34 protein-coding genes are annotated in these 20,931 nt (G+C 34.4%); 31 read left to right on the top strand and 3 right to left on the bottom strand.

Annotation, left to right across the window (positions count from 1 at the left end):
- Positions 1-16: 16 nt before the first annotated feature.
- Entirely contained in the window at positions 17-880 is an 864-nt protein-coding gene (locus CD113_RS04850; RefSeq protein ID WP_002461799.1) for a GRP family sugar transporter, read from the bottom strand.
- Between the two features lie 348 nt (positions 881-1,228).
- Positions 1,229-2,119 carry a GNAT family N-acetyltransferase gene (locus tag CD113_RS04845; RefSeq protein WP_002461798.1) on the bottom strand — a complete coding sequence of 297 codons (891 nt, stop codon included), beginning with the start codon at positions 2,117-2,119 and terminating at the stop codon, positions 1,229-1,231.
- Positions 2,120-2,277: 158 nt separating this feature from the next.
- Here CD113_RS04845 and CD113_RS04840 point away from each other — a divergent pair, with 158 nt between their 5' ends.
- On the top strand, positions 2,278-4,413 hold the full coding sequence (locus CD113_RS04840; RefSeq protein ID WP_002461797.1) for a DNA topoisomerase III: 2,136 nt from the start codon (positions 2,278-2,280) through the stop codon (positions 4,411-4,413).
- Between the two features lie 112 nt (positions 4,414-4,525).
- Positions 4,526-5,860 carry a 6-thioguanine permease StgP gene (stgP, locus tag CD113_RS04835; RefSeq protein ID WP_002461796.1) on the top strand — a complete coding sequence of 445 codons (1,335 nt, stop codon included), beginning with the start codon at positions 4,526-4,528 and terminating at the stop codon, positions 5,858-5,860.
- A gap of 102 nt (positions 5,861-5,962) precedes the next feature.
- Here the strand turns inward: stgP and CD113_RS04830 are convergent, their stop codons facing one another.
- Positions 5,963-6,352: a hypothetical protein gene (locus tag CD113_RS04830; protein ID WP_002461794.1), complete on the bottom strand. Its 390-nt coding sequence runs from the start codon at positions 6,350-6,352 to the stop codon at positions 5,963-5,965.
- Between the two features lie 351 nt (positions 6,353-6,703).
- Here CD113_RS04830 and rpsJ point away from each other — a divergent pair, with 351 nt between their 5' ends.
- From rpsJ to rplQ, 29 genes are all read left to right on the top strand, one after another.
- The gene (gene rpsJ / locus CD113_RS04825; protein WP_001118667.1) at positions 6,704-7,012 is read left to right on the top strand and encodes a 30S ribosomal protein S10; all 309 of its coding nucleotides are present in this window, start codon (positions 6,704-6,706) and stop codon (positions 7,010-7,012) included.
- A 27-nt stretch (positions 7,013-7,039) separates the two neighbouring features.
- Positions 7,040-7,702, top strand: coding sequence for a 50S ribosomal protein L3 (rplC, locus tag CD113_RS04820; RefSeq protein ID WP_002461793.1), 663 nt, complete (start codon positions 7,040-7,042; stop codon positions 7,700-7,702).
- Between the two features lie 26 nt (positions 7,703-7,728).
- Positions 7,729-8,352 carry a 50S ribosomal protein L4 gene (gene rplD, locus CD113_RS04815; protein ID WP_002461792.1) on the top strand — a complete coding sequence of 208 codons (624 nt, stop codon included), beginning with the start codon at positions 7,729-7,731 and terminating at the stop codon, positions 8,350-8,352.
- A complete protein-coding gene (gene rplW / locus CD113_RS04810; RefSeq protein ID WP_002461791.1) occupies positions 8,352-8,627 on the top strand; it encodes a 50S ribosomal protein L23 in 276 nt (91 codons plus the stop codon). Before rplD ends, rplW begins: the two co-directional genes overlap by 1 nt.
- A gap of 29 nt (positions 8,628-8,656) precedes the next feature.
- A complete protein-coding gene (gene rplB / locus CD113_RS04805) occupies positions 8,657-9,490 on the top strand; it encodes a 50S ribosomal protein L2 (protein WP_002461790.1) in 834 nt (277 codons plus the stop codon).
- A gap of 66 nt (positions 9,491-9,556) precedes the next feature.
- Positions 9,557-9,835, top strand: coding sequence for a 30S ribosomal protein S19 (gene rpsS, locus CD113_RS04800; RefSeq protein ID WP_002461789.1), 279 nt, complete (start codon positions 9,557-9,559; stop codon positions 9,833-9,835).
- 27 nt (positions 9,836-9,862) lie between these two features.
- Positions 9,863-10,216: a 50S ribosomal protein L22 gene (gene rplV / locus CD113_RS04795; protein WP_002432623.1), complete on the top strand. Its 354-nt coding sequence runs from the start codon at positions 9,863-9,865 to the stop codon at positions 10,214-10,216.
- 24 nt (positions 10,217-10,240) lie between these two features.
- Positions 10,241-10,894 (top strand): 30S ribosomal protein S3, encoded by a 654-nt coding sequence (rpsC, locus tag CD113_RS04790; protein ID WP_002461788.1) that lies wholly within the window; start codon positions 10,241-10,243, stop codon positions 10,892-10,894.
- A 2-nt stretch (positions 10,895-10,896) separates the two neighbouring features.
- Positions 10,897-11,331, top strand: a complete 435-nt coding sequence (gene rplP / locus CD113_RS04785; RefSeq protein WP_002432945.1) for a 50S ribosomal protein L16 — start codon at positions 10,897-10,899, stop codon at positions 11,329-11,331.
- On the top strand, positions 11,321-11,530 hold the full coding sequence (gene rpmC / locus CD113_RS04780) for a 50S ribosomal protein L29 (protein ID WP_000644737.1): 210 nt from the start codon (positions 11,321-11,323) through the stop codon (positions 11,528-11,530). Before rplP ends, rpmC begins: the two co-directional genes overlap by 11 nt.
- Positions 11,531-11,555: 25 nt before the next feature.
- Positions 11,556-11,819: a 30S ribosomal protein S17 gene (rpsQ, locus tag CD113_RS04775; RefSeq protein WP_001829723.1), complete on the top strand. Its 264-nt coding sequence runs from the start codon at positions 11,556-11,558 to the stop codon at positions 11,817-11,819.
- Positions 11,820-11,850: 31 nt separating this feature from the next.
- Positions 11,851-12,219, top strand: coding sequence for a 50S ribosomal protein L14 (gene rplN, locus CD113_RS04770; protein WP_000615921.1), 369 nt, complete (start codon positions 11,851-11,853; stop codon positions 12,217-12,219).
- Between the two features lie 35 nt (positions 12,220-12,254).
- Positions 12,255-12,572 (top strand): 50S ribosomal protein L24, encoded by a 318-nt coding sequence (gene rplX / locus CD113_RS04765; protein WP_002461784.1) that lies wholly within the window; start codon positions 12,255-12,257, stop codon positions 12,570-12,572.
- Positions 12,573-12,598: 26 nt separating this feature from the next.
- A complete protein-coding gene (gene rplE / locus CD113_RS04760) occupies positions 12,599-13,138 on the top strand; it encodes a 50S ribosomal protein L5 (protein ID WP_002461783.1) in 540 nt (179 codons plus the stop codon).
- Between the two features lie 22 nt (positions 13,139-13,160).
- Positions 13,161-13,346, top strand: coding sequence for a type Z 30S ribosomal protein S14 (locus CD113_RS04755; protein WP_001140799.1), 186 nt, complete (start codon positions 13,161-13,163; stop codon positions 13,344-13,346).
- A gap of 29 nt (positions 13,347-13,375) precedes the next feature.
- A complete protein-coding gene (rpsH, locus tag CD113_RS04750) occupies positions 13,376-13,774 on the top strand; it encodes a 30S ribosomal protein S8 (RefSeq protein WP_002461781.1) in 399 nt (132 codons plus the stop codon).
- A 24-nt stretch (positions 13,775-13,798) separates the two neighbouring features.
- On the top strand, positions 13,799-14,335 hold the full coding sequence (rplF, locus tag CD113_RS04745) for a 50S ribosomal protein L6 (RefSeq protein ID WP_002461780.1): 537 nt from the start codon (positions 13,799-13,801) through the stop codon (positions 14,333-14,335).
- 31 nt (positions 14,336-14,366) lie between these two features.
- Positions 14,367-14,726 (top strand): 50S ribosomal protein L18, encoded by a 360-nt coding sequence (rplR, locus tag CD113_RS04740; RefSeq protein WP_002461779.1) that lies wholly within the window; start codon positions 14,367-14,369, stop codon positions 14,724-14,726.
- Positions 14,727-14,746: 20 nt separating this feature from the next.
- Positions 14,747-15,247 carry a 30S ribosomal protein S5 gene (rpsE, locus tag CD113_RS04735; RefSeq protein WP_002461778.1) on the top strand — a complete coding sequence of 167 codons (501 nt, stop codon included), beginning with the start codon at positions 14,747-14,749 and terminating at the stop codon, positions 15,245-15,247.
- A gap of 16 nt (positions 15,248-15,263) precedes the next feature.
- The gene (gene rpmD, locus CD113_RS04730) at positions 15,264-15,443 is read left to right on the top strand and encodes a 50S ribosomal protein L30 (RefSeq protein ID WP_001096576.1); all 180 of its coding nucleotides are present in this window, start codon (positions 15,264-15,266) and stop codon (positions 15,441-15,443) included.
- Positions 15,444-15,459: 16 nt separating this feature from the next.
- Positions 15,460-15,900, top strand: coding sequence for a 50S ribosomal protein L15 (gene rplO / locus CD113_RS04725; protein ID WP_002461776.1), 441 nt, complete (start codon positions 15,460-15,462; stop codon positions 15,898-15,900).
- Entirely contained in the window at positions 15,900-17,192 is a 1,293-nt protein-coding gene (gene secY, locus CD113_RS04720; RefSeq protein ID WP_002461775.1) for a preprotein translocase subunit SecY, read from the top strand. The genes rplO and secY overlap by 1 nt, the downstream gene beginning before the upstream one ends.
- A gap of 17 nt (positions 17,193-17,209) precedes the next feature.
- On the top strand, positions 17,210-17,857 hold the full coding sequence (locus tag CD113_RS04715; protein ID WP_002461773.1) for an adenylate kinase: 648 nt from the start codon (positions 17,210-17,212) through the stop codon (positions 17,855-17,857).
- A 193-nt stretch (positions 17,858-18,050) separates the two neighbouring features.
- A complete protein-coding gene (gene infA / locus CD113_RS04710; RefSeq protein WP_001118443.1) occupies positions 18,051-18,269 on the top strand; it encodes a translation initiation factor IF-1 in 219 nt (72 codons plus the stop codon).
- Positions 18,270-18,300: 31 nt separating this feature from the next.
- On the top strand, positions 18,301-18,414 hold the full coding sequence (rpmJ, locus tag CD113_RS04705) for a 50S ribosomal protein L36 (RefSeq protein ID WP_000868342.1): 114 nt from the start codon (positions 18,301-18,303) through the stop codon (positions 18,412-18,414).
- Between the two features lie 22 nt (positions 18,415-18,436).
- A complete protein-coding gene (gene rpsM / locus CD113_RS04700; RefSeq protein ID WP_002461764.1) occupies positions 18,437-18,802 on the top strand; it encodes a 30S ribosomal protein S13 in 366 nt (121 codons plus the stop codon).
- Between the two features lie 23 nt (positions 18,803-18,825).
- On the top strand, positions 18,826-19,215 hold the full coding sequence (gene rpsK / locus CD113_RS04695) for a 30S ribosomal protein S11 (RefSeq protein ID WP_002461763.1): 390 nt from the start codon (positions 18,826-18,828) through the stop codon (positions 19,213-19,215).
- A 74-nt stretch (positions 19,216-19,289) separates the two neighbouring features.
- Positions 19,290-20,234, top strand: coding sequence for a DNA-directed RNA polymerase subunit alpha (locus tag CD113_RS04690; RefSeq protein ID WP_002461762.1), 945 nt, complete (start codon positions 19,290-19,292; stop codon positions 20,232-20,234).
- A gap of 16 nt (positions 20,235-20,250) precedes the next feature.
- Positions 20,251-20,619, top strand: a complete 369-nt coding sequence (gene rplQ / locus CD113_RS04685) for a 50S ribosomal protein L17 (RefSeq protein ID WP_002461761.1) — start codon at positions 20,251-20,253, stop codon at positions 20,617-20,619.
- Positions 20,620-20,931 lie beyond the last annotated feature (312 nt).

The raw sequence follows: 20,931 nt of genomic DNA, 5'->3' as shown, positions 1-20,931 counted from the left end.
TCCTCCTAAATTGAATCTATTTTAAGTTACCTAGAATGATGGCAGCGATAACGATAACAATAATACCACTCCATATACCTGTCATCTGACGACGGTCTTTTTTCTCGCCTAAGATGAAAATACCGCCTAAAGTAGAAACGATAACTAATAATTGTGTTAATGAAAAGCTTGTTGCTACGCCAACTCTTGGTTGGGAGTAGAACATAAATAGGTTACCAATACCCCAAATAACACCGGGTAGTAGGTTAAGGGCAGTCGATTTAAGTGATGTTTTATGGTTCATTGATAGAAGGAAACCACCAATAGCCATACCTACTGATTGGAAGAACAGCGCATCTGTACCACCAACACCAAAGATATCTCCTAAAACAACGTAACCGACATAGCCGATAGTTGAAAGAATTAAAATACCCATCGCTTTTTTGAATTCTGGGTCATTAGATTTTTGTTCATTTTTGGCTTTTAAAGATGTTAATGAAATACCAGTTACAAGTAAAATCATAGCAATTAAGCCAAAAATAATTTGTGTCATAGTACTCCATTCACCTAAGAAAATAACACTAAATAATGTCGTACCTACAAGTTGCATACCAGTTGAAATAGGCATCGTTTTAGATACACCTATTAAATTAACAGATTTCAACTGATTACCTTGTCCAAATGCCCAAAAAGCACCTGAGAATAAGCCGACGAAAATGACGACTGGATCGTTAAATTTGGCATAACCAGTTAATAACAATCCAATACCTACAATCAGCGCACCTAAAGTGGTACCTCTAATTTGGTTGTATGGTCCACCGCCGACGAACACATTAATTAAAACAACACTACCCCAAAATAATGCAGGTAATAGTGCGATTAAGAAATCAAGAAATTGCACGTTAAACTCACTCTCCAATTCTATTTGTTAAAAGTGTTCCCCTTTTTTACACTTGAGAGCTATTTTAAAGCAAACTGTGTTAATAGTAAAAATCAATTGCTCATAAATTATAAAAAATGTAAAAAAAATAGACTGAAACACTATTGATTTTATATACCCCATTAATATATTTTTAAAAATAATTAATTGAGAAAATGTATCAATATGACTTCAGTCTATAAGTCTATTGCTATATATTTGTTATTTATACTTCTTATAAAGCCTGATTTATGATGGATAGGTCAAAGGAACATTTAAGTCAACAAGCCTGTTAAAATTTCTGTTGAAAGTTCATAACGGCATACTTATTTATGTTAGCAACGGATGTTCTTCTTTAACGTTACGGGATTCGAATTTGAATTTTACGTATTCATAATTAATTTGAAAACCTAATTGATTAAATCGTTCTATTAATTTGTTGTTTTTATTACGAATTTTAAAATATACCTTTCTAATCGTGAAGTGATCAAAGGCAAAACTTAAAGCAAAGGAAAGCAGATCAAAAGCGATACCTTTTAAACGATAGTCACTATGGGAACTAAAATATTTAATTTCAGCGAGTGATGGTTGCGTATTTACTTCTAAATATAAATAGCCTTTAAGTAGTCCTTCGCTAACAAATAAAAATAAACGATGATCATCATCCAAATTATCAACGATTTCTCGTGCAGATAGTGCATTATATTTAAAAGTTGAGTGATGCAATTTATTAAAGGCACGATAGAATCCTTTATGATAGGGAATGATATTCGGCTGATGCGTCTGTTGTTCAAGTGGTGAATGTGTTTCTAGGTAATAATCTGTAAAATTATAACTTGATTGTATCGCTTTCATTAAATGTTTATATTGTTGAATGCCTTGCTCGAATGAAAAGTTAAATACGGCATCATCAGGTTGACTTTGAGTCATAGCAGTAAATAAATCTTTGAAAATAGCTTCAGTTAATTTGAAATCTTTAGAGACAAAAGGGCCGATGACTTTATATTTATCTTTAGCATAAGCAAAACTTAGAATTAATACTTTAATATCATTAGCTAATTGATAAGCAAATACACCTGGAGATTGGATAGAGCGATCAATCATAGTATCAATATCTTTATATTGTTGAGGAAGTTTATATAAATAGGATGTTGATTCGTAATTGGAATGTTCAATGAACAATTTTATTTGTCTTTTATCATGTAACTGAACAATGTTCATATAATGACCTCCGTATGTTTTATTACCATAATTATATAGTATTTATAGGATAATGAAAGTTTAGAGGTACATGAACATGTTACAATACTCTTAACATTTATTATGAACCGACACTGACTAAAAAAGATATTTTGGTAAAGAGAAAGGACATGTAGTTTATGAAATCATTAATTTTAGCAGAAAAACCTTCTGTAGCAAGAGATATAGCACATGCTTTAAATGTAAATCAACAACGAAATGGATATTTTGAAAGTCCGACATATATTGTGACATGGGCGCTTGGACATTTAGTCACTAACGCGACGCCAGAACAATATGATAAAAATTTGAAAGAATGGCGCCTGGAAGATTTGCCAATTATACCTAAACATATGAAAACAATTGTTATAGGTAAGACAAGTAAACAATTTAAAACTGTGAAATCACTAATATTAGATAAAACTGTTAGAGATATCATTATTGCTACCGATGCTGGACGAGAGGGAGAACTAGTAGCAAGGCTCATTTTAGATAAAGTGGGGAATAAAAAACCGATACGACGTTTATGGATAAGTTCTGTAACTAAAAAAGCAATTCAAGAAGGTTTTAAACATCTTAAAGACGGTCGTGAGTACGATAATTTATATCGTGCAGCATTAGCAAGAAGCGAAGCAGATTGGATTGTAGGTATCAATGCGACACGTGCGTTAACAACGAAATATGATGCACAACTATCATTAGGCCGTGTTCAAACACCAACGATTCAATTAGTCCAAACACGTCAAGATGCAATCAATCATTTTAAACCTGAAAATTACTATACATTAATGTTGTCGACTAGAGGGTTTGATTTTCAATTAGCAACACAACAACGTATTAAAGATAAGTCGATATTAGAGGGCATTGTTGGAGATATTAAAGGTAAGCAAGGTCTCGTTAAAGATGTAACAACAAAGCATAAAAAAACATTTCCACAACAACTTTATAATCTAACTGATTTACAACAGGATATGTATAAACGCTATAAAATAGGTCCTAAAGAAACTTTAAACACATTGCAAAACTTATATGAGCGACATAAGTTAGTAACATATCCACGTACAGATTCTAATTATTTAACAACGGATATGGTGGACACAATTAAAGAACGTGTTCAAGCAACAATGGCTACTGAATATAAGGATGTTGCAAGAACGCTAATGTCTAAAAATATATCGCCAAAAATGTCTATATTTAATAATCAAAAAGTGTCTGATCACCATGCTATTATTCCAACAGAAATTAGACCCATGCTAGCTGAGTTAACTAATAGAGAAGTAAAATTATATGACATGATTGTGGAACGCTTTTTAGAATCATTAATGCCACCTCATGAATATGATACGATTACAGTGAATTTAGATGTAGGTGGACATATTTTTGTACTCAAAGAAAATGTGACAACAAATTTAGGATTTAAGGTACTTAGACAACAGTCAACTTTAACTGAACAGCAACAGCCATTTTATAAAAATGAAGCTATTCACATTAATCAGTTAGAAATTAAAACACATCAAACGACACCACCAGAATATTTTAATGAAGGATCTTTATTAAAAGCGATGGAAAATCCTCAAAATTATATAGAAATGAAAGATAAAAAGCATGCGCAAACATTAAAACAAACGGGTGGTATTGGAACAGTAGCAACACGAGCTGATATTATCGATAAGTTATTTAATATGAATGCTATCGAATCAAGAGATGGCAAAATTAAAGTAACTACGAAGGGGAAACAAATATTAGAACTTGCACCAATCGATTTAACATCGCCATTAATGACAGCTCAATGGGAAGAAAAGTTAATGTTAATTGAACGCGGCAAATATTCAAGTAAGACATTTATAAATGAGATGAAGCAATTTACTGAAACAGTTGTCAATGAAATAAAAAATAGTGAACAAAAATATAAACATGATAATTTAACCACAACTGAATGTCCAACATGTGGCAAATTTATGATTAAAGTTAAAACAAAAAATGGACAAATGTTAGTTTGTCAGGATCCATCATGCAAGACCAAAAAGAATGTCCAACGTAAAACAAATGCACGCTGCCCAAATTGTAAAAAGAAAATGACATTATTTGGAAAAGGAAAGGGAGCGGTTTATAGATGTGTTTGTGGTCATTCTGAAACACAAGCACAAATGGATAAACGTATGAAAAATAAAACAGCTGGTAAAGTTTCGAAAAAGGAAATGAAAAAGTATATGAATCAGCATGAAGACATTGATAATAATCCGTTCAAAGATGCACTTAAGAATCTAAAATTATAGATAAAATCGAACAAATCAATAGTTATATTTACAAAAGTTCGTTTTTGGTATTGTTTTTTATAGTGAATGATATTAAACTATTAAAGTATTTTAAATAAAGGAGCATCCATTCGTGAAAAACTATTTCCAGTTCGATAAATATGGAACAAATTTCAAAAGAGAAATTCTGGGTGGTATTACAACGTTTTTATCAATGGCTTATATTTTAGCCGTAAACCCACAAGTATTAAGTTTAGCAGGTGTAAAAGGCATATCTGAAGATATGAAAATGGACCAAGGGGCAATATTTGTAGCTACTGCACTTGCAGCATTTGTAGGTTCATTATTTATGGGATTAATTGCTAAGTACCCTATAGCACTAGCCCCAGGTATGGGATTAAATGCATTTTTCGCGTTTACTGTAGTCTTAACTATGGGAATTCCGTGGAAAGTTGGATTAACTGGTGTGCTATTCTCAGGTATCTTTTTTGCCATATTGACTGTCACAGGGTTTAGGGAAGTTATTATTAACGCTATACCATATCAAATGAAGATGGCAGTGTCTGCCGGTATTGGTTTATTTATTACATTTGTAGGTTTACAAAGTTCAGGAATTATTGTCAAAAATGATTCTACTTTAGTTACACTTGGACATTTAACAAAAGGACCAGTTTTATTGGCAATATTTGGTATAGCTATTACAGTTATTTTATATGCTAAGAAATTACCAGGATCTATATTCATAGGTATGATTGTCACTGCAATTGTAGGCATGCTAACTGGTTTAATACATACACCTACAGGAGTAGTGGGACAAATACCAAGTATTAAGCCAACGTTTGGTGCAGCGTTTGAAGCATTTAAAGACCCAGGCCAACTATTTACAATTCAATTTTTAATTGTCATATTAACTTTCTTATTTATTGATTTCTTTGATACAGCGGGAACATTAGTTGCAGTTGCAACACAAGCAGGTATCATGAAAGATAATAAGTTACCTAGAGCAGGTAGAGCTTTATTTTCTGATTCATTAGCAACAATAGTGGGTGCAATATTTGGTACAACAACAACAACATCATATATTGAATCTACTTCTGGTGTAGCAGTTGGAGCTAGAACAGGCTTTGCAAGTATTGTTACAGGCTGTTGTTTCTTATTAGCCTTGTTCTTTAGTCCATTAATAGCTGTAGTTACAAGTGCAGTAACAACACCGGCATTAGTTGTTGTTGGTGTGTTGATGGCTGCTAACTTTGCAGAAATAAACTGGAAGAGTTTCGAAGTTGCTGTACCTGCATTTATAACAATTATAATGATGCCACTTTCATATTCTATCGCAACAGGTATTGCGTGTGGTTTCATCTTCTATCCAATCACGATGTTAATTTCTAAAAAACATAAAGAAGTACATCCGATAATGTATGTATTGATGGTTTTATTCATACTTTACTTCGTTTTTGTCCATGGTTAGATTATAAAAATAAGAGCCGACTTCCTATTATGGAGGTCGGCTTTTTGGTCACTTTAAACTAATTTTAAATAGTTTCTTCTATTATAATTACATATCTTAACGTTATTCCCTTTTATCATCTTTATATTGAGTATAAATTACGCGAGCATTTCTATTTGCTACATAAGTTGGTGCAGACAGTACCACAATAACAAAAAATATCATAAGGAAGAATAAAATCCAGTGGATTACCATACCAATGATAGGAATAAAGGCGATGAAACTACCGATTAATCCCATTAAAGGAATAAAGACCATAGGTTTTATAGCATTTTGATTATCTACCAATAACACAATAATTAAAATTAAGTATAATAACGCATTAAACAATAGTGGTTGCCAACCGAAAGATACAATTACACTACCACCAAGAAAAGGAATACCATAAAAGAATTCACAAACGATTAAAAAGACACCTATGATGGATAATGTTAATTTAATACCATTTTTCATAAACTACAACACCTTTCATAAGATAAGTATATAAAATTTTTCCCAGAGTTAATAATGAAATGAATTATAAAAAGTTAATGTAATAAAAACAAAGAAAAACATTTAGAAAACTGTTGAACTAACAATATATATAAAGTAAAATAATAAAGTATGTGTTAGACAGATAGAATAATTATATGAAAAGCCTTGATTTATCGACATTTTTCATGTAATATAACTAACGTTGGACTTTAAGAAAAGCGATGAAGCGAAAGGTTACTGACACACCCGGCCACTTTGTCATGGCGATGTGTAAGATAGTTTTCGTGGAGAAGTCTATCACTAAATGTAGACGAATGAGGAGGGAAAATAATGGCAAAACAAAAAATCAGAATCAGATTAAAAGCTTATGATCACCGTGTGATTGATCAATCAGCAGAGAAAATTGTAGAAACAGCGAAACGTTCTGGTGCAGATGTTTCTGGACCAATTCCGTTACCAACTGAGAAATCAGTTTACACAATTATCCGTGCGGTGCATAAGTATAAAGATTCACGTGAACAATTCGAACAACGTACACATAAACGTTTGATTGATATTGTTAACCCAACACCAAAAACAGTTGATGCTTTAATGGGCTTAAACTTACCATCTGGTGTAGACATCGAAATTAAATTATAATAGACAAAATTAGGAGGTGGACTTTCGATGACCAAAGGAATCTTAGGAAGAAAAATTGGGATGACACAAGTATTCGGAGAAAACGGTGAATTAATCCCTGTAACAGTAGTAGAAGCAAAAGAAAATGTTGTATTACAAAAGAAAACTGAAGAAGTTGATGGATACAATGCAATCCAAATAGGATTTGAAGACAAAAAAGCATATAAAAAAGATGCTAAATCTAATAAATATGCTAATAAACCAGCTGAAGGTCATGCTAAAAAAGCTGACGCAGCACCTAAGCGCTTCATTCGTGAATTCCGTAATGTTGACGTGGAAGGTTACGAAGTAGGTCAAGAAGTCTCAGTAGATACTTTTGAAGCTGGAGATATTATTGATGTAACTGGCGTATCAAAAGGTAAAGGTTTCCAAGGTGCTATTAAACGCCACGGACAATCTCGTGGACCAATGTCTCACGGTTCTCATTTCCATAGAGCACCTGGTTCAGTAGGTATGGCTTCAGATGCTTCTAGAGTATTTAAAGGTCAAAAAATGCCTGGACGTATGGGTGGTAACACAGTTACTGTACAAAACTTAGAAGTAGTTCAAGTTGATGCAGAAAACAAAGTTATCTTAGTTAAAGGTAATGTACCTGGACCTAAAAAAGGATTAGTAGAAATCAGAACTTCAATTAAAAAAGGTAATAAATAATAAGAAGTGAAAGGAGGAAATGCATAATGGCTAATTATGATGTTTTAAAATTAGACGGAACTAAATCAGGTTCAGTAGAATTAAGTGATTCAGTATTCGCTATCGAACCAAATAATAGTGTTCTTTTTGAAGCTATTACTTTACAACGTGCTTCATTACGTCAAGGTACACATGCTGTTAAGAATCGTTCAGCAGTTCGTGGTGGCGGACGTAAACCATGGAGACAAAAAGGAACAGGACGTGCGCGTCAAGGTACAATTCGTGCGCCACAATGGCGTGGTGGTGGTATTGTATTCGGACCAACACCAAGAAGTTATGCATACAAAATGCCTAAGAAAATGCGTCGTTTAGCATTACGTTCAGCGTTATCTTTCAAAGTAAAAGAAAACAGCTTAACTATTGTAGATGCATTCAATTTTGATGCACCAAAAACAAAAGAATTCAAAAATGTATTAACTACTTTAGAACAACCTAAGAAAGTATTAGTAGTTACTGATAACGAAGATGTTAATGTTGAATTATCAGCACGTAACATTCCTAATGTTCAAGTAACAACTGCACAAGGTTTAAACGTATTAGATATTACAAATGCTGACAGCTTAGTAATTACAGAAGCTGCCGCTAAAAAAGTTGAGGAGGTGCTCGGATAATGGAAGCTAGAGACATTCTTAAGCGCCCCGTGATCACTGAGAAATCTTCTGAAGCTATGGCAGAAGACAAATATACTTTTGATGTAGATACTCGTGTTAACAAAACACAAGTTAAAATCGCAGTTGAAGAAATCTTCGATGTGAAAGTAGCTAGTGTTAATATCATGAACTACAAACCTAAGAAAAAACGTATGGGCCGTTACCAAGGCTACACAAATAAAAGAAGAAAAGCGATTGTTACATTAAAAGAAGGTTCAATCGACTTATTCAACTAATACATTTACCATTAAGGAGGTAAGCGACAATGGCTATTAAAAAGTATAAGCCAATAACAAATGGTCGTCGTAATATGACTTCTTTGGATTTCGCAGAAATCACAAAGACAACACCTGAAAAGTCATTATTACAACCGCTACCGAAAAGAGCGGGACGTAACAACCAAGGTAAATTGACTGTAAGACACCATGGTGGTGGTCACAAACGTCAATACCGTGTTATCGACTTCAAAAGAAATAAAGATGGAATCAATGCAAAAGTTGATTCAATTCAATACGATCCAAACCGTTCAGCAAATATTGCATTATTAGTATATGCAGACGGTGAAAAACGTTACATCATTGCTCCTAAAGGATTGCAAGTTGGACAAATCGTTGAAAGTGGTGCAGAAGCTGATATTAAATTAGGTAATGCATTACCACTACAAAACATCCCAGTAGGTACTGTAGTACACAATATCGAACTTAAACCTGGTAAAGGTGGACAAATTGCACGTTCAGCTGGTGCTAGCGCACAAGTATTAGGTAAAGAAGGTAAATATGTATTAATCAGATTACGTTCTGGTGAAGTACGTATGATTTTATCAACTTGCCGTGCTACAATTGGTCAAGTTGGTAACATTCAACATGAATTAGTTAATGTTGGTAAAGCTGGTCGTTCAAGATGGAAAGGCATCCGCCCAACAGTTCGTGGTTCTGTAATGAACCCTAACGATCACCCACACGGTGGTGGTGAAGGTCGTGCTCCTATCGGTAGACCATCTCCAATGTCACCATGGGGTAAACCTACGCTTGGTAAGAAAACACGTCGTGGTAAAAAATCATCAGACAAACTTATCGTTCGTGGACGTAAGAAAAAATAATAAAATCAACTTATTTGAGTGTGCGGCCTAGTGCTGCACGCACATAATAAGAAGGGAGGCGCCCAAATGGCTCGTAGTATTAAAAAAGGACCTTTCGTCGATGAGCATTTAATGAAAAAAGTTGAAGCTCAAGAAGGAAGCGAAAAGAAACAAGTAATCAAAACATGGTCACGTCGTTCTACAATTTTCCCTAATTTCATTGGACATACTTTTGCAGTATACGACGGACGTAAACATGTACCTGTATATGTAACAGAAGATATGGTAGGTCATAAATTAGGTGAGTTTGCTCCTACACGTACATTTAAAGGACATGCTGCAGACGACAAAAAAACTAGAAGATAATATTTAAAAGTAGAGGAGGACATCCTAATGGAAGCAAAAGCGGTTGCTAGAACAATAAGAATCGCACCTCGTAAAGTAAGATTAGTTCTTGACTTAATCAGAGGTAAAAATGCTGCTGAAGCTATTGCTATTTTAAAATTAACTAACAAAGCTTCATCACCAGTAATCGAAAAAGTATTAATGTCCGCTTTAGCAAATGCTGAACATAACTATGACATGAACACAGATGAATTAGTTATCAAAGAAGCATACGCTAATGAAGGACCAACATTAAAACGTTTCCGTCCACGTGCACAAGGTCGTGCTAGTGCGATTAACAAACGTACAAGCCACATTACAATCGTCGTAAGTGACGGTAAAGAAGAAGCGAAAGAAGCTTAATAAACTTTTTAAGGAGGGAATACTGTGGGTCAAAAAATTAATCCAATCGGACTTCGTGTTGGTATCATCCGTGATTGGGAAGCTAAATGGTATGCTGAAAAAGACTTCGCATCACTATTACACGAAGATTTAAAAATCCGTAAATTTATTGATAATGAATTAAAAGAAGCGTCTGTTTCTCACGTAGAAATCGAACGTGCTGCAAACCGTATCAACATTGCAATTCATACTGGTAAACCTGGTATGGTAATTGGTAAAGGCGGTTCAGAAATCGAAAAATTACGTAACAAATTAAATGCGTTAACTGATAAAAAAGTACACATCAACGTTATTGAAATCAAAAAAATTGATCTTGATGCTCGTTTAGTGGCAGAAAACATTGCACGTCAATTAGAAAACCGTGCTTCATTCCGTCGTGTACAAAAACAAGCAATTACAAGAGCTATGAAACTTGGTGCTAAAGGTATTAAAACACAAGTATCAGGTCGTTTAGGCGGAGCTGACATCGCTCGTGCTGAACAATATTCAGAAGGAACTGTTCCACTTCATACATTACGTGCTGACATTGACTATGCACACGCAGAAGCTGATACTACTTACGGTAAATTAGGCGTTAAAGTATGGATCTATCGTGGAGAAGTTCTTCCTACTAAGAACACTAGTGAAGGAGGAAAATAATAATGTTACTACCAAAACGTGTAAAATATCGTCGTCAACATCGTCCTAAAACAACTGGTCGTTCAAAAGGCGGTAACTACGTAACATTTGGTGAGTACGGATTACAAGCAACAACAACGTCTTGGATTACGTCTCGTCAAATCGAATCTGCTCGTATAGCAATGACACGTTACATGAAACGTGGCGGGAAAGTTTGGATTAAAATCTTCCCACATACACCATATACAAAAAAACCTTTAGAAGTACGTATGGGTGCTGGTAAAGGTGCGGTTGAAGGCTGGATTGCAGTTGTAAAACCTGGTAGAATTTTATTCGAAGTTGCTGGTGTATCTGAAGAAGTTGCTCGTGAAGCACTACGTTTAGCAAGTCACAAACTTCCAGTAAAAACTAAGTTTGTAAAACGTGAAGAATTGGGTGGTGAAACAAATGAAAGCTAAGGAAATTAGAGACTTAACCACTTCAGAAATCGAAGAACAAATCAAATCTTCAAAAGAAGAGCTTTTTAACCTACGCTTTCAGTTAGCTACAGGTCAATTAGAAGAAACTGCACGTATTCGTACAGTAAGAAAAACGATTGCACGTCTAAAAACTGTTGCTCGTGAAAGAGAAATTGAACAAAGTAAGGCTAATCAATAATTAAGTGAAAGAGGAGGTTACAAAAGTGAGCGAAAGAAATGATCGTAAAGTTTATGTAGGTAGAGTTGTTTCAGACAAAATGGACAAGACTGTTACAGTACTTGTTGAAACTTACAAAACACACAAATTATACGGCAAACGTGTAAAATACTCTAAAAAATACAAAACTCATGATGAAAACAATTCAGCTAAATTAGGAGATATTGTTAAAATTCAAGAAACTCGTCCTTTATCAGCAACAAAACGTTTTCGTTTAGTAGAGATTGTTGAAGAGTCAGTAATTATTTAATACAAGTTTAAAGATAAGGGAGGTTTAACTAATGATCCAACAAGAGACACGTTTAAAAGTAGCAGATAACTCTGGTGCTCGTGAAGTTCTTACAATCAAAGTATTAGGTGGATCTGGTCGTAAAACAGCGAACATTGGCGATGTAATCGTGTGTACCGTTAAAAATGCAACACCAGGTGGCGTTGTTAAAAAGGGTGACGTTGTAAAAGCTGTTATCGTACGTACTAAATCAGGTGTTCGTCGTAATGACGGTTCATATATCAAATTTGATGAAAATGCATGTGTTATCATTCGTGATGACAAAGGCCCACGTGGTACTCGTATCTTCGGTCCTGTTGCTCGTGAATTACGTGAAGGTAACTTCATGAAAATCGTTTCATTAGCACCAGAAGTACTTTAATAATCATTAACCAATATATATAAGGAGGTGCCCACATGCATATCAAAAAAGGTGACAACGTAAAAGTTATCGCAGGTAAAGACAAAGGTAAAGAAGGTAAAGTATTAGAAACTCTACCTAAAAAAGACCGTGTCGTTGTGGAAGGTGTTAACATAATGAAAAAACACCAAAAACCAACTCAATTAAATCCTGAAGGTGGAATCTTAGAAACAGAGGCAGCAATCCATGTTTCTAACGTACAATTGTTAGATCCAAAAACAAACGAACCTACTCGTGTTGGTTACAAATTTGTTGATGGTAAAAAAGTTCGTATCGCTAAAAAATCTGGCGAAGAAATCAAATCTAATAATTAATTATAAGTTGAAAGGAGGATCCCACTTTGAACCGTTTAAAAGAAAAGTTTAACTCAGAAGTTACTGAAAACTTAATGAAGAAATTTGATTATACTTCAGTAATGGAAGTACCAAAAATAGATAAAATTGTAGTGAACATGGGTGTAGGTGACGCTGTACAAAATTCTAAAGTTCTAGACAGTGCTGTTGAAGAATTAGAATTAATTACTGGTCAAAAACCATTAGTAACTAAAGCGAAAAAATCAGTAGCAACATTCCGTTTACGTGAAGGTATGCCTATTGGTGCTAAAGTAACACTTCGCGGCGAAAGAATGTATGAATTCTTAGATAAATTAATTTCAGTATCACTACCTCGTGTACGTGACTTCCAAGGTGTTTCTAAAAAAGCATTTGACGGACGCGGTAACTACACATTAGGTGTTAAAGAACAATTAATTTTCCCAGAAATCGACTATGATAAAGTAAGTAAAGTTAGAGGAATGGATATTGTTATCGTAACGACTGCTAACACTGATGAAGAAGCTCGTGAATTGTTAGCTAACTTCGGTATGCCATTCCGTAAATAATTATTTAAAGGAGGCTAATTAAGTGGCTAAAACTTCAATGGTTGCTAAGCAACAAAAAAAACAAAAATATGCAGTACGTGAATACACTCGTTGTGAACGTTGTGGCCGTCCACATTCTGTATATCGTAAATTTAAATTATGCCGTATTTGTTTCCGTGAATTAGCTTACAAAGGCCAAATCCCTGGCGTTCGTAAAGCTAGCTGGTAATAAAAAAGTATGAAAGGAGGCAACAATCAATGACAATGACAGATCCAATCGCAGATATGCTTACTCGTGTTAGAAACGCTAACATGGTGCGTCACGAGAAATTAGAGTTACCTGCATCAAATATCAAAAAAGAAATTGCTGAAATCTTAAAAAGTGAAGGTTTCATTAAAAATGTTGAATATATAGAAGATGATAAACAAGGTGTACTTCGTTTATTCTTAAAATATGGTCAAAACGATGAGCGTGTTATCACAGGATTAAAACGTATTTCAAAACCAGGTTTACGTGTTTATGCTAAAGCATCAGAAATGCCTAAAGTATTAAATGGTTTAGGTATTGCATTAGTATCAACTTCAGAAGGTGTTATCACTGATAAAGAAGCTAGAAAACGTAATGTTGGTGGAGAAATTATCGCATACGTTTGGTAATAAAATATAAGGAGGTGCCATAACATGAGTCGTGTTGGTAAGAAAATTATTGACATCCCTAGTGACGTTACAGTAACTTTTGATGGAAATCATGTCACTGTAAAAGGTCCAAAAGGTGAATTATCAAGAACTTTAAATGAAAGAATGACTTTTAAACAAGACGAAAACACTATAGAAGTTGTAAGACCATCAGATTCTAAAGAAGATAGAACTAATCATGGTACAACTCGTGCTTTATTAAATAATATGGTACAAGGTGTTTCTAAAGGTTACGAAAAAGTACTTGAACTTGTAGGTGTAGGTTACCGTGCTCAAATGCAAGGTAAAGACTTAATCCTTAACGTTGGGTATTCTCACCCAGTTGAAATTAAAGCTGAAGATGACATTACATTCTCAGTAGAGAAAAACACAATCGTTAAAGTTGAAGGAATTTCAAAAGAACAAGTTGGAGCATTTGCTTCTAATATTCGTGCAGTAAGACCTCCAGAACCTTACAAAGGTAAAGGTATTCGCTACCAAGGTGAATATGTACGCCGTAAAGAAGGTAAAACTGGTAAATAATAGATAAAACTCTACAGAAAGGAGTATTGAAATGATCAGTAAAATTGATAAAAATAAAGTGCGTTTAAAAAGACATTCACGTGTTCGTACTAAATTATCTGGTACAGCTGAAAAGCCACGTTTAAATGTTTATCGTTCAAACAAGCACATTTACGCACAACTTATTGATGATAATAAAGGCGTAACATTAGCTCAAGCTTCTTCTAAAGACAGCGATGTAGCTACTGATGCAACTAAAGTTGAATTAGCTACTAAAGTTGGCGAAGCAATCGCTAAAAAAGCTACTGATAAAGGTATTAAAGCAATCGTATTTGACCGTGGAGGATATTTATATCACGGACGTGTTAAAGCATTAGCTGAAGCTGCGAGAGAAAGCGGATTAGAATTTTAATTTAAAGGAGGGACAAATACATGGCTCGTAGAGAAGAAGAGACGAAAGAATTTGAAGAACGCGTTGTTACCATTAACCGTGTAGCAAAAGTTGTAAAAGGTGGTCGTCGTTTCCGTTTCACTGCATTAGTTGTAGTTGGAGACAAAAATGGTCGTGTAGGTTTCGGTACAGGTAAAGCTCAAGAAGTACCAGAAGCAATCAAAAAAGCTGTTGAAGCAGCTAAAAAAGATTTAGTAGTTGTTCCACGTGTTGAAGGTACAACTCCACACACAATCACTGGTCGTTATGGTTCAGGAAGCGTATTTATGAAACCAGCAGCACCTGGTACAGGAGTAATCGCTGGTGGACCAGTTCGTGCCGTACTTGAGTTAGCAGGTATCACTGATATCTTAAGTAAATCATTAGGATCTAACACACCAATTAATATGGTTCGTGCGACAATCACTGGTTTACAAAACCTTAAAAATGCTGAAGATGTTGCAAAATTACGCGGCAAAACAGTAGAAGAATTATATAATTAAGGAGGGAAAACTAGTTATGGCTAAATTACAAATTACCCTCACTCGTAGTGTTATTGGTCGTCCGGAAACACAACGTAAAACTGTTGAAGCTTTAGGTCTTAAAAAGACTAATAGTTCAGTAGTAGTTGAAGATAACCCTGCTATTCGTGGGCAAATCAACAAAGTTAAACATTTATTAACAGTAGAAGAAAAATAATTAAGGAGGTGCCGAAATGAAATTACATGAGTTGAAACCAGCAGAAGGTTCACGTAAAGTACGCAATCGCGTAGGACGTGGTGCAGCGACTGGTAACGGTAAAACAAGTGGTCGCGGTCAAAAAGGTCAAAAAGCTCGTTCAGGCGGTGGTGTAAGACCAGGATTCGAAGGTGGTCAATTACCATTATTCCGTCGTTTACCAAAACGTGGTTTTACTAACATTAATCGTAAGGAATATGCTATTGTTAACTTAGACCAACTTAATAAATTTGAAGATGGTACTGAAGTAACTCCAGCTTTATTAGTAGAATCTGGTGTTGTGAAGAATGAAAAATCTGGTATTAAAGTACTAGGTAATGGTTCACTTGATAAGAAATTGACAGTGAAAGCTCATAAATTCTCAGCTTCAGCAGCAGAAGCTATTGATGCTAAAGGTGGAGCACACGAGGTGATCTAATGTTTCAAACCCTTGTGAGCTTCTTTAAAACGAAAGAAGTTCGTAACAAGATTTTCTTCACTCTAGCAATGTTAGTTATATTTAAAATAGGGACTTATATACCAGCTCCAGGAGTTAATCCTGCAGCTTTTGATAATCCCCAAGGTTCTCAAGGTGCCACTGAGTTATTAAATACATTTGGTGGCGGAGCCTTGAAACGGTTTTCTATATTTGCAATGGGTATTATGCCCTACATCACCGCATCTATCGTAATGCAATTATTACAAATGGATATTGTTCCTAAGTTTTCAGAATGGGCAAAACAAGGTGAAGTAGGAAGAAGAAAGTTAACTAACATCACACGTTATTTAGCGATTATTTTAGCATTTATCCAATCTATAGGTATGGCATTCCAATTTAATAATTATCTTAAAGGTGCACTGATTATTAATCAGTCAATTATGAGTTATTTATTAATTGCAGTAGTTTTAACAGCAGGAACTGCATTCTTAATTTGGCTTGGTGATCAAATCACTCAGTTCGGTGTTGGTAATGGTATTTCAATTATCATTTTCGCTGGTATTTTATCAACGCTACCTGCAAGTCTTATTCAGTTTGGACAGTCTGCATTTGTTGGTCAAGAGGATACGTCATTAGCTTGGTTAAAAGTATTAGGATTAATTGTTTCACTTATTCTTTTAACTATTGGTGCAATTTATGTACTTGAAGCTAAACGTAAAATTCCAATCCAATATGCTAAGAAACAAACTGCTCAAAGATTAGGTTCACAAGCAACATATCTACCTTTAAAAGTTAACTCAGCCGGAGTTATTCCTGTTATTTTTGCAATGGCGTTCTTCTTATTACCAAGAACATTAACATTGTTCTTCCCTGATGCAGAATGGGCACAAAACATTGCAAATACTGCAAATCCTTCAAGTAATATTGGGATGGTTATATACATTGTATTAATCATTTTATTCACATACTTTTATGCATTTGTACAAGTTAACCCGGAAAAAATGGCTGACAACCTTAAGAAACAAGGTAGTTACGTTCCAGGTATAAGACCTGGTGAACAAACTAAAAAATATATTACTAAAGTACTTTATCGTTTAACTTTTGTAGGTTCTATCTTCTTAGCGGTTATTTCAATATTACCTATATTAGCGACTAAGTTTATGGGATTACCTCAATCTATACAGATTGGTGGTACAAGTTTACTTATCGTTATTGGTGTAGCTATTGAAACTATGAAATCATTAGAAGCACAAGTAACTCAAAAAGAATATAAAGGCTTTGGCAATAGATAATTTGTAGGAGGGCACTTATGAATATCATTTTGATGGGGTTACCTGGCGCAGGTAAAGGAACTCAAGCAAGTGAAATTGTTAAGAAATTCCCAATACCCCACATTTCAACTGGTGACATGTTTAGAAAAGCTATTAAAGATGAAACTGAATTAGGTAAAGAAGCTAAATCTTATATGGATCGTGGTGAACTTGTACCTGATGAAGTAACAGTTGGTATCGTTAAAGAAAGAATTTCTGAAGATGATGCTAAAAAAGGTTTCTTATTAGATGGCTTTCCAAGAACAATCGAACAAGCTGAGGCATTAAATAATATTATGTCTGAGCTTGACAGAAATATTGATGCAGTTATCAATATTGAAGTTCCTGAAGAAGAATTAATGAACAGACTTACAGGTCGTCGTATCTGTGAAGAGTGTGGTACAACATATCATCTTGTATTTAATCCTCCAAAGGTCGACGGTATATGTGATATTGATGGTGGCAAGCTATATCAACGTGAAGATGACAATCCAGAGACTGTCTCTAATCGTTTGAGTGTTAATATTAAACAATCAAAACCTATTCTTGAGTTTTATAATGAAAAAGGTGTATTAAAAAATATTGATGGCTCAAAAGACATTAGCGAAGTTACTAAAGATGTCATTGATATCTTAGATCATTTGTAATAGATCAACTTTTGACGGTCTATTGTTAAGTGAAGTATGATTTGATTGTATTTAATAGCAGAGAGTGGCAATTAACGATAATTAATTCCCGTAATTTTTGTTTAACTTATAAAATTAATCACTGATAGATTCGTAACCATAAAGTTGTCTATTGACGATTACCTTACTATTGCAAAAAGGGGGAAGTTAATCAATGGCTAAACAAGATGTAATTGAATTAGAAGGTACTGTACTAGATACTTTACCAAATGCAATGTTTAAAGTAGAATTAGAAAATGGTCATGAGATTTTAGCTCACGTAAGTGGTAAAATCAGAATGAATTACATTCGAATTCTACCTGGCGACAAAGTAACAGTTGAGATGTCTCCGTATGACTTAACACGCGGAAGAATTACTTATCGTTATAAATAATCGTCACTCCATAATATAGGGAGGTATAAAAATGAAAGTAAGACCATCAGTAAAACCAATTTGCGAAAAATGTAAAGTCATTAAACGTAAAGGTAAAGTAATGGTAATTTGTGAAAATCCTAAACACAAACAAAGACAAGGTTAATAAAAGAGAGGTGTAAATTAATATGGCACGTATTGCAGGAGTAGATATTCCACGTGAAAAACGCGTTGTTATCTCATTAACTTATATATACGGTATCGGTACTTCAACAGCACAAAAAATCGTTGAGGAAGCTAATGTTTCAGCTGATACTCGTGTAAAAGATTTAACTGACGATGAATTAGGTCGTATCCGTGAAGTTGTAGATAGCTACAAAGTTGAAGGTGACTTACGTCGTGAACAAAACTTAAACATTAAACGTTTAATGGAAATTTCATCATACCGTGGTATTCGTCACCGTCGTGGCTTACCAGTTCGTGGTCAAAAAACGAAGAACAATGCTCGTACTCGTAAAGGACCAGTTAAAACGGTAGCTAACAAGAAAAAATAATAGGTAAAGGAGGCAAATATTAAATGGCACGTAAACAAGTATCTCGTAAACGTAGAGTGAAAAAGAATATTGAAAATGGTGTGGCACACATCCGTTCAACATTCAATAATACTATTGTAACTATTACTGATGAATTCGGTAACGCATTATCATGGTCATCAGCTGGTGCATTAGGATTTAAAGGATCAAAAAAATCAACACCATTCGCAGCACAAATGGCATCTGAAACTGCATCTAAATCAGCTATGGAGCATGGTTTAAAATCAGTTGAAGTAACAGTTAAAGGACCTGGTCCAGGCCGTGAATCAGCTATTCGTGCATTACAATCAGCAGGTTTAGAAGTAACTGCAATTAGAGACGTTACTCCAGTACCTCATAATGGTTGTCGTCCACCAAAACGTCGTCGCGTATAATTTTTGATGAAATTGTTACAGGTCACTGAGCAAACATTTTAAAATTAGTCGACGTATTTAAGGAGGATATTTAAATGATAGAAATCGAAAAACCTAGAATTGAGACAATTGAAATTAGTGAAGATGCTAAATTCGGTAAGTTCGTTGTTGAACCACTAGAACGTGGCTACGGTACTACACTAGGAAACTCCTTACGTCGTATCCTACTATCTTCATTACCAGGTGCAGCCGTTAAGTACATCGAAATTGAAGGAGTTCTACATGAATTTTCAGCAGTAGATAATGTAGTTGAAGATGTTTCTACAATTATTATGAACATCAAAAATTTAGCATTAAAAATTTACTCTGAAGAAGATAAAACTTTAGAAATTGATGTGCGAGATGAAGGCGAAGTAACTGCAAGCGACATTACACATGATAGTGATGTAGAGATTTTAAACCCAGAACTTAAAATCGCAACAGTATCTAAAGGTGGTCACTTAAAAGTTCGTCTTATAGCTAACAAAGGTAGAGGTTACGCATTAGCAGAACAAAATAACACTAGTGATTTACCTATTGGTGTCATTCCAGTTGATTCATTATATTCACCTGTTGAACGTGTAAACTATACAGTTGAAAACACACGTGTTGGTCAAAGCAGTGATTTTGATAAATTAACATTGGATGTTTGGACTAATGGTTCAATCACACCACAAGAATCAGTATCATTAGCAGCAAAAATAATGACTGAACACTTGAACATCTTTGTAGGTCTAACTGATGAAGCGCAAAATGCTGAAATCATGATTGAAAAAGAAGAAGATCAAAAAGAAAAAGTATTAGAAATGTCTATTGAAGAATTAGACTTATCTGTACGTTCATATAACTGCTTAAAACGCGCAGGAATCAACTCTGTTCAAGAATTAGCTGATAAATCTGAAGCTGATATGATGAAAGTGCGTAATTTAGGACGTAAATCTTTAGAAGAAGTTAAATACAAATTAGAAGATTTAGGTTTAGGTTTAAGAAAAGAAGATTGATAAAGGAGGTTAACTCATGGGTTACAGAAAATTAGGTCGTACTTCTGATCAACGTAAAGCTATGTTACGTGACTTAGCTACTTCACTTATTATTAGTGAGCGTATTGAAACTACAGAAGCTCGTGCAAAAGAAGTTCGCAGTGTTGTTGAGAAATTAATCACTTTAGGTAAAAAGGGAGATTTAGCTTCTCGTCGTAATGCAGCAAAAACATTACGTAATGTTGAAATCTTAAATGAAGATGAAACTACTCAAACTGCACTTCAAAAATTATTTGGCGAAATCGCTGAGCGTTATACAGAACGTCAAGGTGGATATACTCGCATCCTTAAAGTAGGCCCTCGTCGTGGTGACGGTGCTGAATCAGTAATTATCGAATTAGTATAAGAATTTATATAAATACACTAACTACTTTTATATAAAGCAAATGAGTGCAACGATAATGTTTGCCACATACAAATATTGTCTAGCTCAGAGTACCCCATCAACTAAATAAAGATTTAAAGCGTGAACTCAACAAACTTATGATGGGGTGCGCGCTTTTTTATTGTACAAGATAACGGATTTGTAGACATTTTTGTCTACAAATCCGTTTTTTTAGGGTTCTATAATAAATCGGACTGATAGAGAATTTTTAATTATTTTCTATTAGTCCGATTTTTGTATTTTGAATATGAAAAAAGCGCAATTATCTCTATA

The sequence above is a fragment of the Staphylococcus simiae genome, assembly GCF_002902085.1.
Taxonomy (GTDB): Bacteria; Bacillota; Bacilli; order Staphylococcales; family Staphylococcaceae; genus Staphylococcus; species Staphylococcus simiae.
This window is presented reverse-complemented; position numbering and strand designations above follow the sequence as displayed.

What these genes read in the sequence shown, in the direction of transcription:
- CD113_RS04715 (WP_002461773.1), top strand. Translation starts at nt 17,210, where the DNA reads ATGAATATCATTTTGATGGGGTTACCTGGCGCAGGTAAAGGAACTCAA.
- infA (WP_001118443.1), top strand. Translation starts at nt 18,051, where the DNA reads ATGGCTAAACAAGATGTAATTGAATTAGAAGGTACTGTACTAGATACT.
- CD113_RS04840 (WP_002461797.1), top strand. Translation starts at nt 2,278, where the DNA reads ATGAAATCATTAATTTTAGCAGAAAAACCTTCTGTAGCAAGAGATATA.
- rpmJ (WP_000868342.1), top strand. Translation starts at nt 18,301, where the DNA reads ATGAAAGTAAGACCATCAGTAAAACCAATTTGCGAAAAATGTAAAGTC.
- rplC (WP_002461793.1), top strand. Translation starts at nt 7,040, where the DNA reads ATGACCAAAGGAATCTTAGGAAGAAAAATTGGGATGACACAAGTATTC.
- CD113_RS04845 (WP_002461798.1), bottom strand. Translation starts at nt 2,119, where the DNA reads ATGAACATTGTTCAGTTACATGATAAAAGACAAATAAAATTGTTCATT.
- rplP (WP_002432945.1), top strand. Translation starts at nt 10,897, where the DNA reads ATGTTACTACCAAAACGTGTAAAATATCGTCGTCAACATCGTCCTAAA.
- rplF (WP_002461780.1), top strand. Translation starts at nt 13,799, where the DNA reads ATGAGTCGTGTTGGTAAGAAAATTATTGACATCCCTAGTGACGTTACA.
- secY (WP_002461775.1), top strand. Translation starts at nt 15,900, where the DNA reads ATGTTTCAAACCCTTGTGAGCTTCTTTAAAACGAAAGAAGTTCGTAAC.
- CD113_RS04690 (WP_002461762.1), top strand. Translation starts at nt 19,290, where the DNA reads ATGATAGAAATCGAAAAACCTAGAATTGAGACAATTGAAATTAGTGAA.
- rpsJ (WP_001118667.1), top strand. Translation starts at nt 6,704, where the DNA reads ATGGCAAAACAAAAAATCAGAATCAGATTAAAAGCTTATGATCACCGT.
- rplR (WP_002461779.1), top strand. Translation starts at nt 14,367, where the DNA reads ATGATCAGTAAAATTGATAAAAATAAAGTGCGTTTAAAAAGACATTCA.
- rplO (WP_002461776.1), top strand. Translation starts at nt 15,460, where the DNA reads ATGAAATTACATGAGTTGAAACCAGCAGAAGGTTCACGTAAAGTACGC.
- rpsH (WP_002461781.1), top strand. Translation starts at nt 13,376, where the DNA reads ATGACAATGACAGATCCAATCGCAGATATGCTTACTCGTGTTAGAAAC.
- rplV (WP_002432623.1), top strand. Translation starts at nt 9,863, where the DNA reads ATGGAAGCAAAAGCGGTTGCTAGAACAATAAGAATCGCACCTCGTAAA.
- CD113_RS04830 (WP_002461794.1), bottom strand. Translation starts at nt 6,352, where the DNA reads ATGAAAAATGGTATTAAATTAACATTATCCATCATAGGTGTCTTTTTA.
- rpmD (WP_001096576.1), top strand. Translation starts at nt 15,264, where the DNA reads ATGGCTAAATTACAAATTACCCTCACTCGTAGTGTTATTGGTCGTCCG.
- rpsM (WP_002461764.1), top strand. Translation starts at nt 18,437, where the DNA reads ATGGCACGTATTGCAGGAGTAGATATTCCACGTGAAAAACGCGTTGTT.
- rplB (WP_002461790.1), top strand. Translation starts at nt 8,657, where the DNA reads ATGGCTATTAAAAAGTATAAGCCAATAACAAATGGTCGTCGTAATATG.
- rplD (WP_002461792.1), top strand. Translation starts at nt 7,729, where the DNA reads ATGGCTAATTATGATGTTTTAAAATTAGACGGAACTAAATCAGGTTCA.
- rplW (WP_002461791.1), top strand. Translation starts at nt 8,352, where the DNA reads ATGGAAGCTAGAGACATTCTTAAGCGCCCCGTGATCACTGAGAAATCT.
- rpsE (WP_002461778.1), top strand. Translation starts at nt 14,747, where the DNA reads ATGGCTCGTAGAGAAGAAGAGACGAAAGAATTTGAAGAACGCGTTGTT.
- rpsK (WP_002461763.1), top strand. Translation starts at nt 18,826, where the DNA reads ATGGCACGTAAACAAGTATCTCGTAAACGTAGAGTGAAAAAGAATATT.
- rplQ (WP_002461761.1), top strand. Translation starts at nt 20,251, where the DNA reads ATGGGTTACAGAAAATTAGGTCGTACTTCTGATCAACGTAAAGCTATG.
- rplN (WP_000615921.1), top strand. Translation starts at nt 11,851, where the DNA reads ATGATCCAACAAGAGACACGTTTAAAAGTAGCAGATAACTCTGGTGCT.
- rpmC (WP_000644737.1), top strand. Translation starts at nt 11,321, where the DNA reads ATGAAAGCTAAGGAAATTAGAGACTTAACCACTTCAGAAATCGAAGAA.
- rpsS (WP_002461789.1), top strand. Translation starts at nt 9,557, where the DNA reads ATGGCTCGTAGTATTAAAAAAGGACCTTTCGTCGATGAGCATTTAATG.
- rplX (WP_002461784.1), top strand. Translation starts at nt 12,255, where the DNA reads ATGCATATCAAAAAAGGTGACAACGTAAAAGTTATCGCAGGTAAAGAC.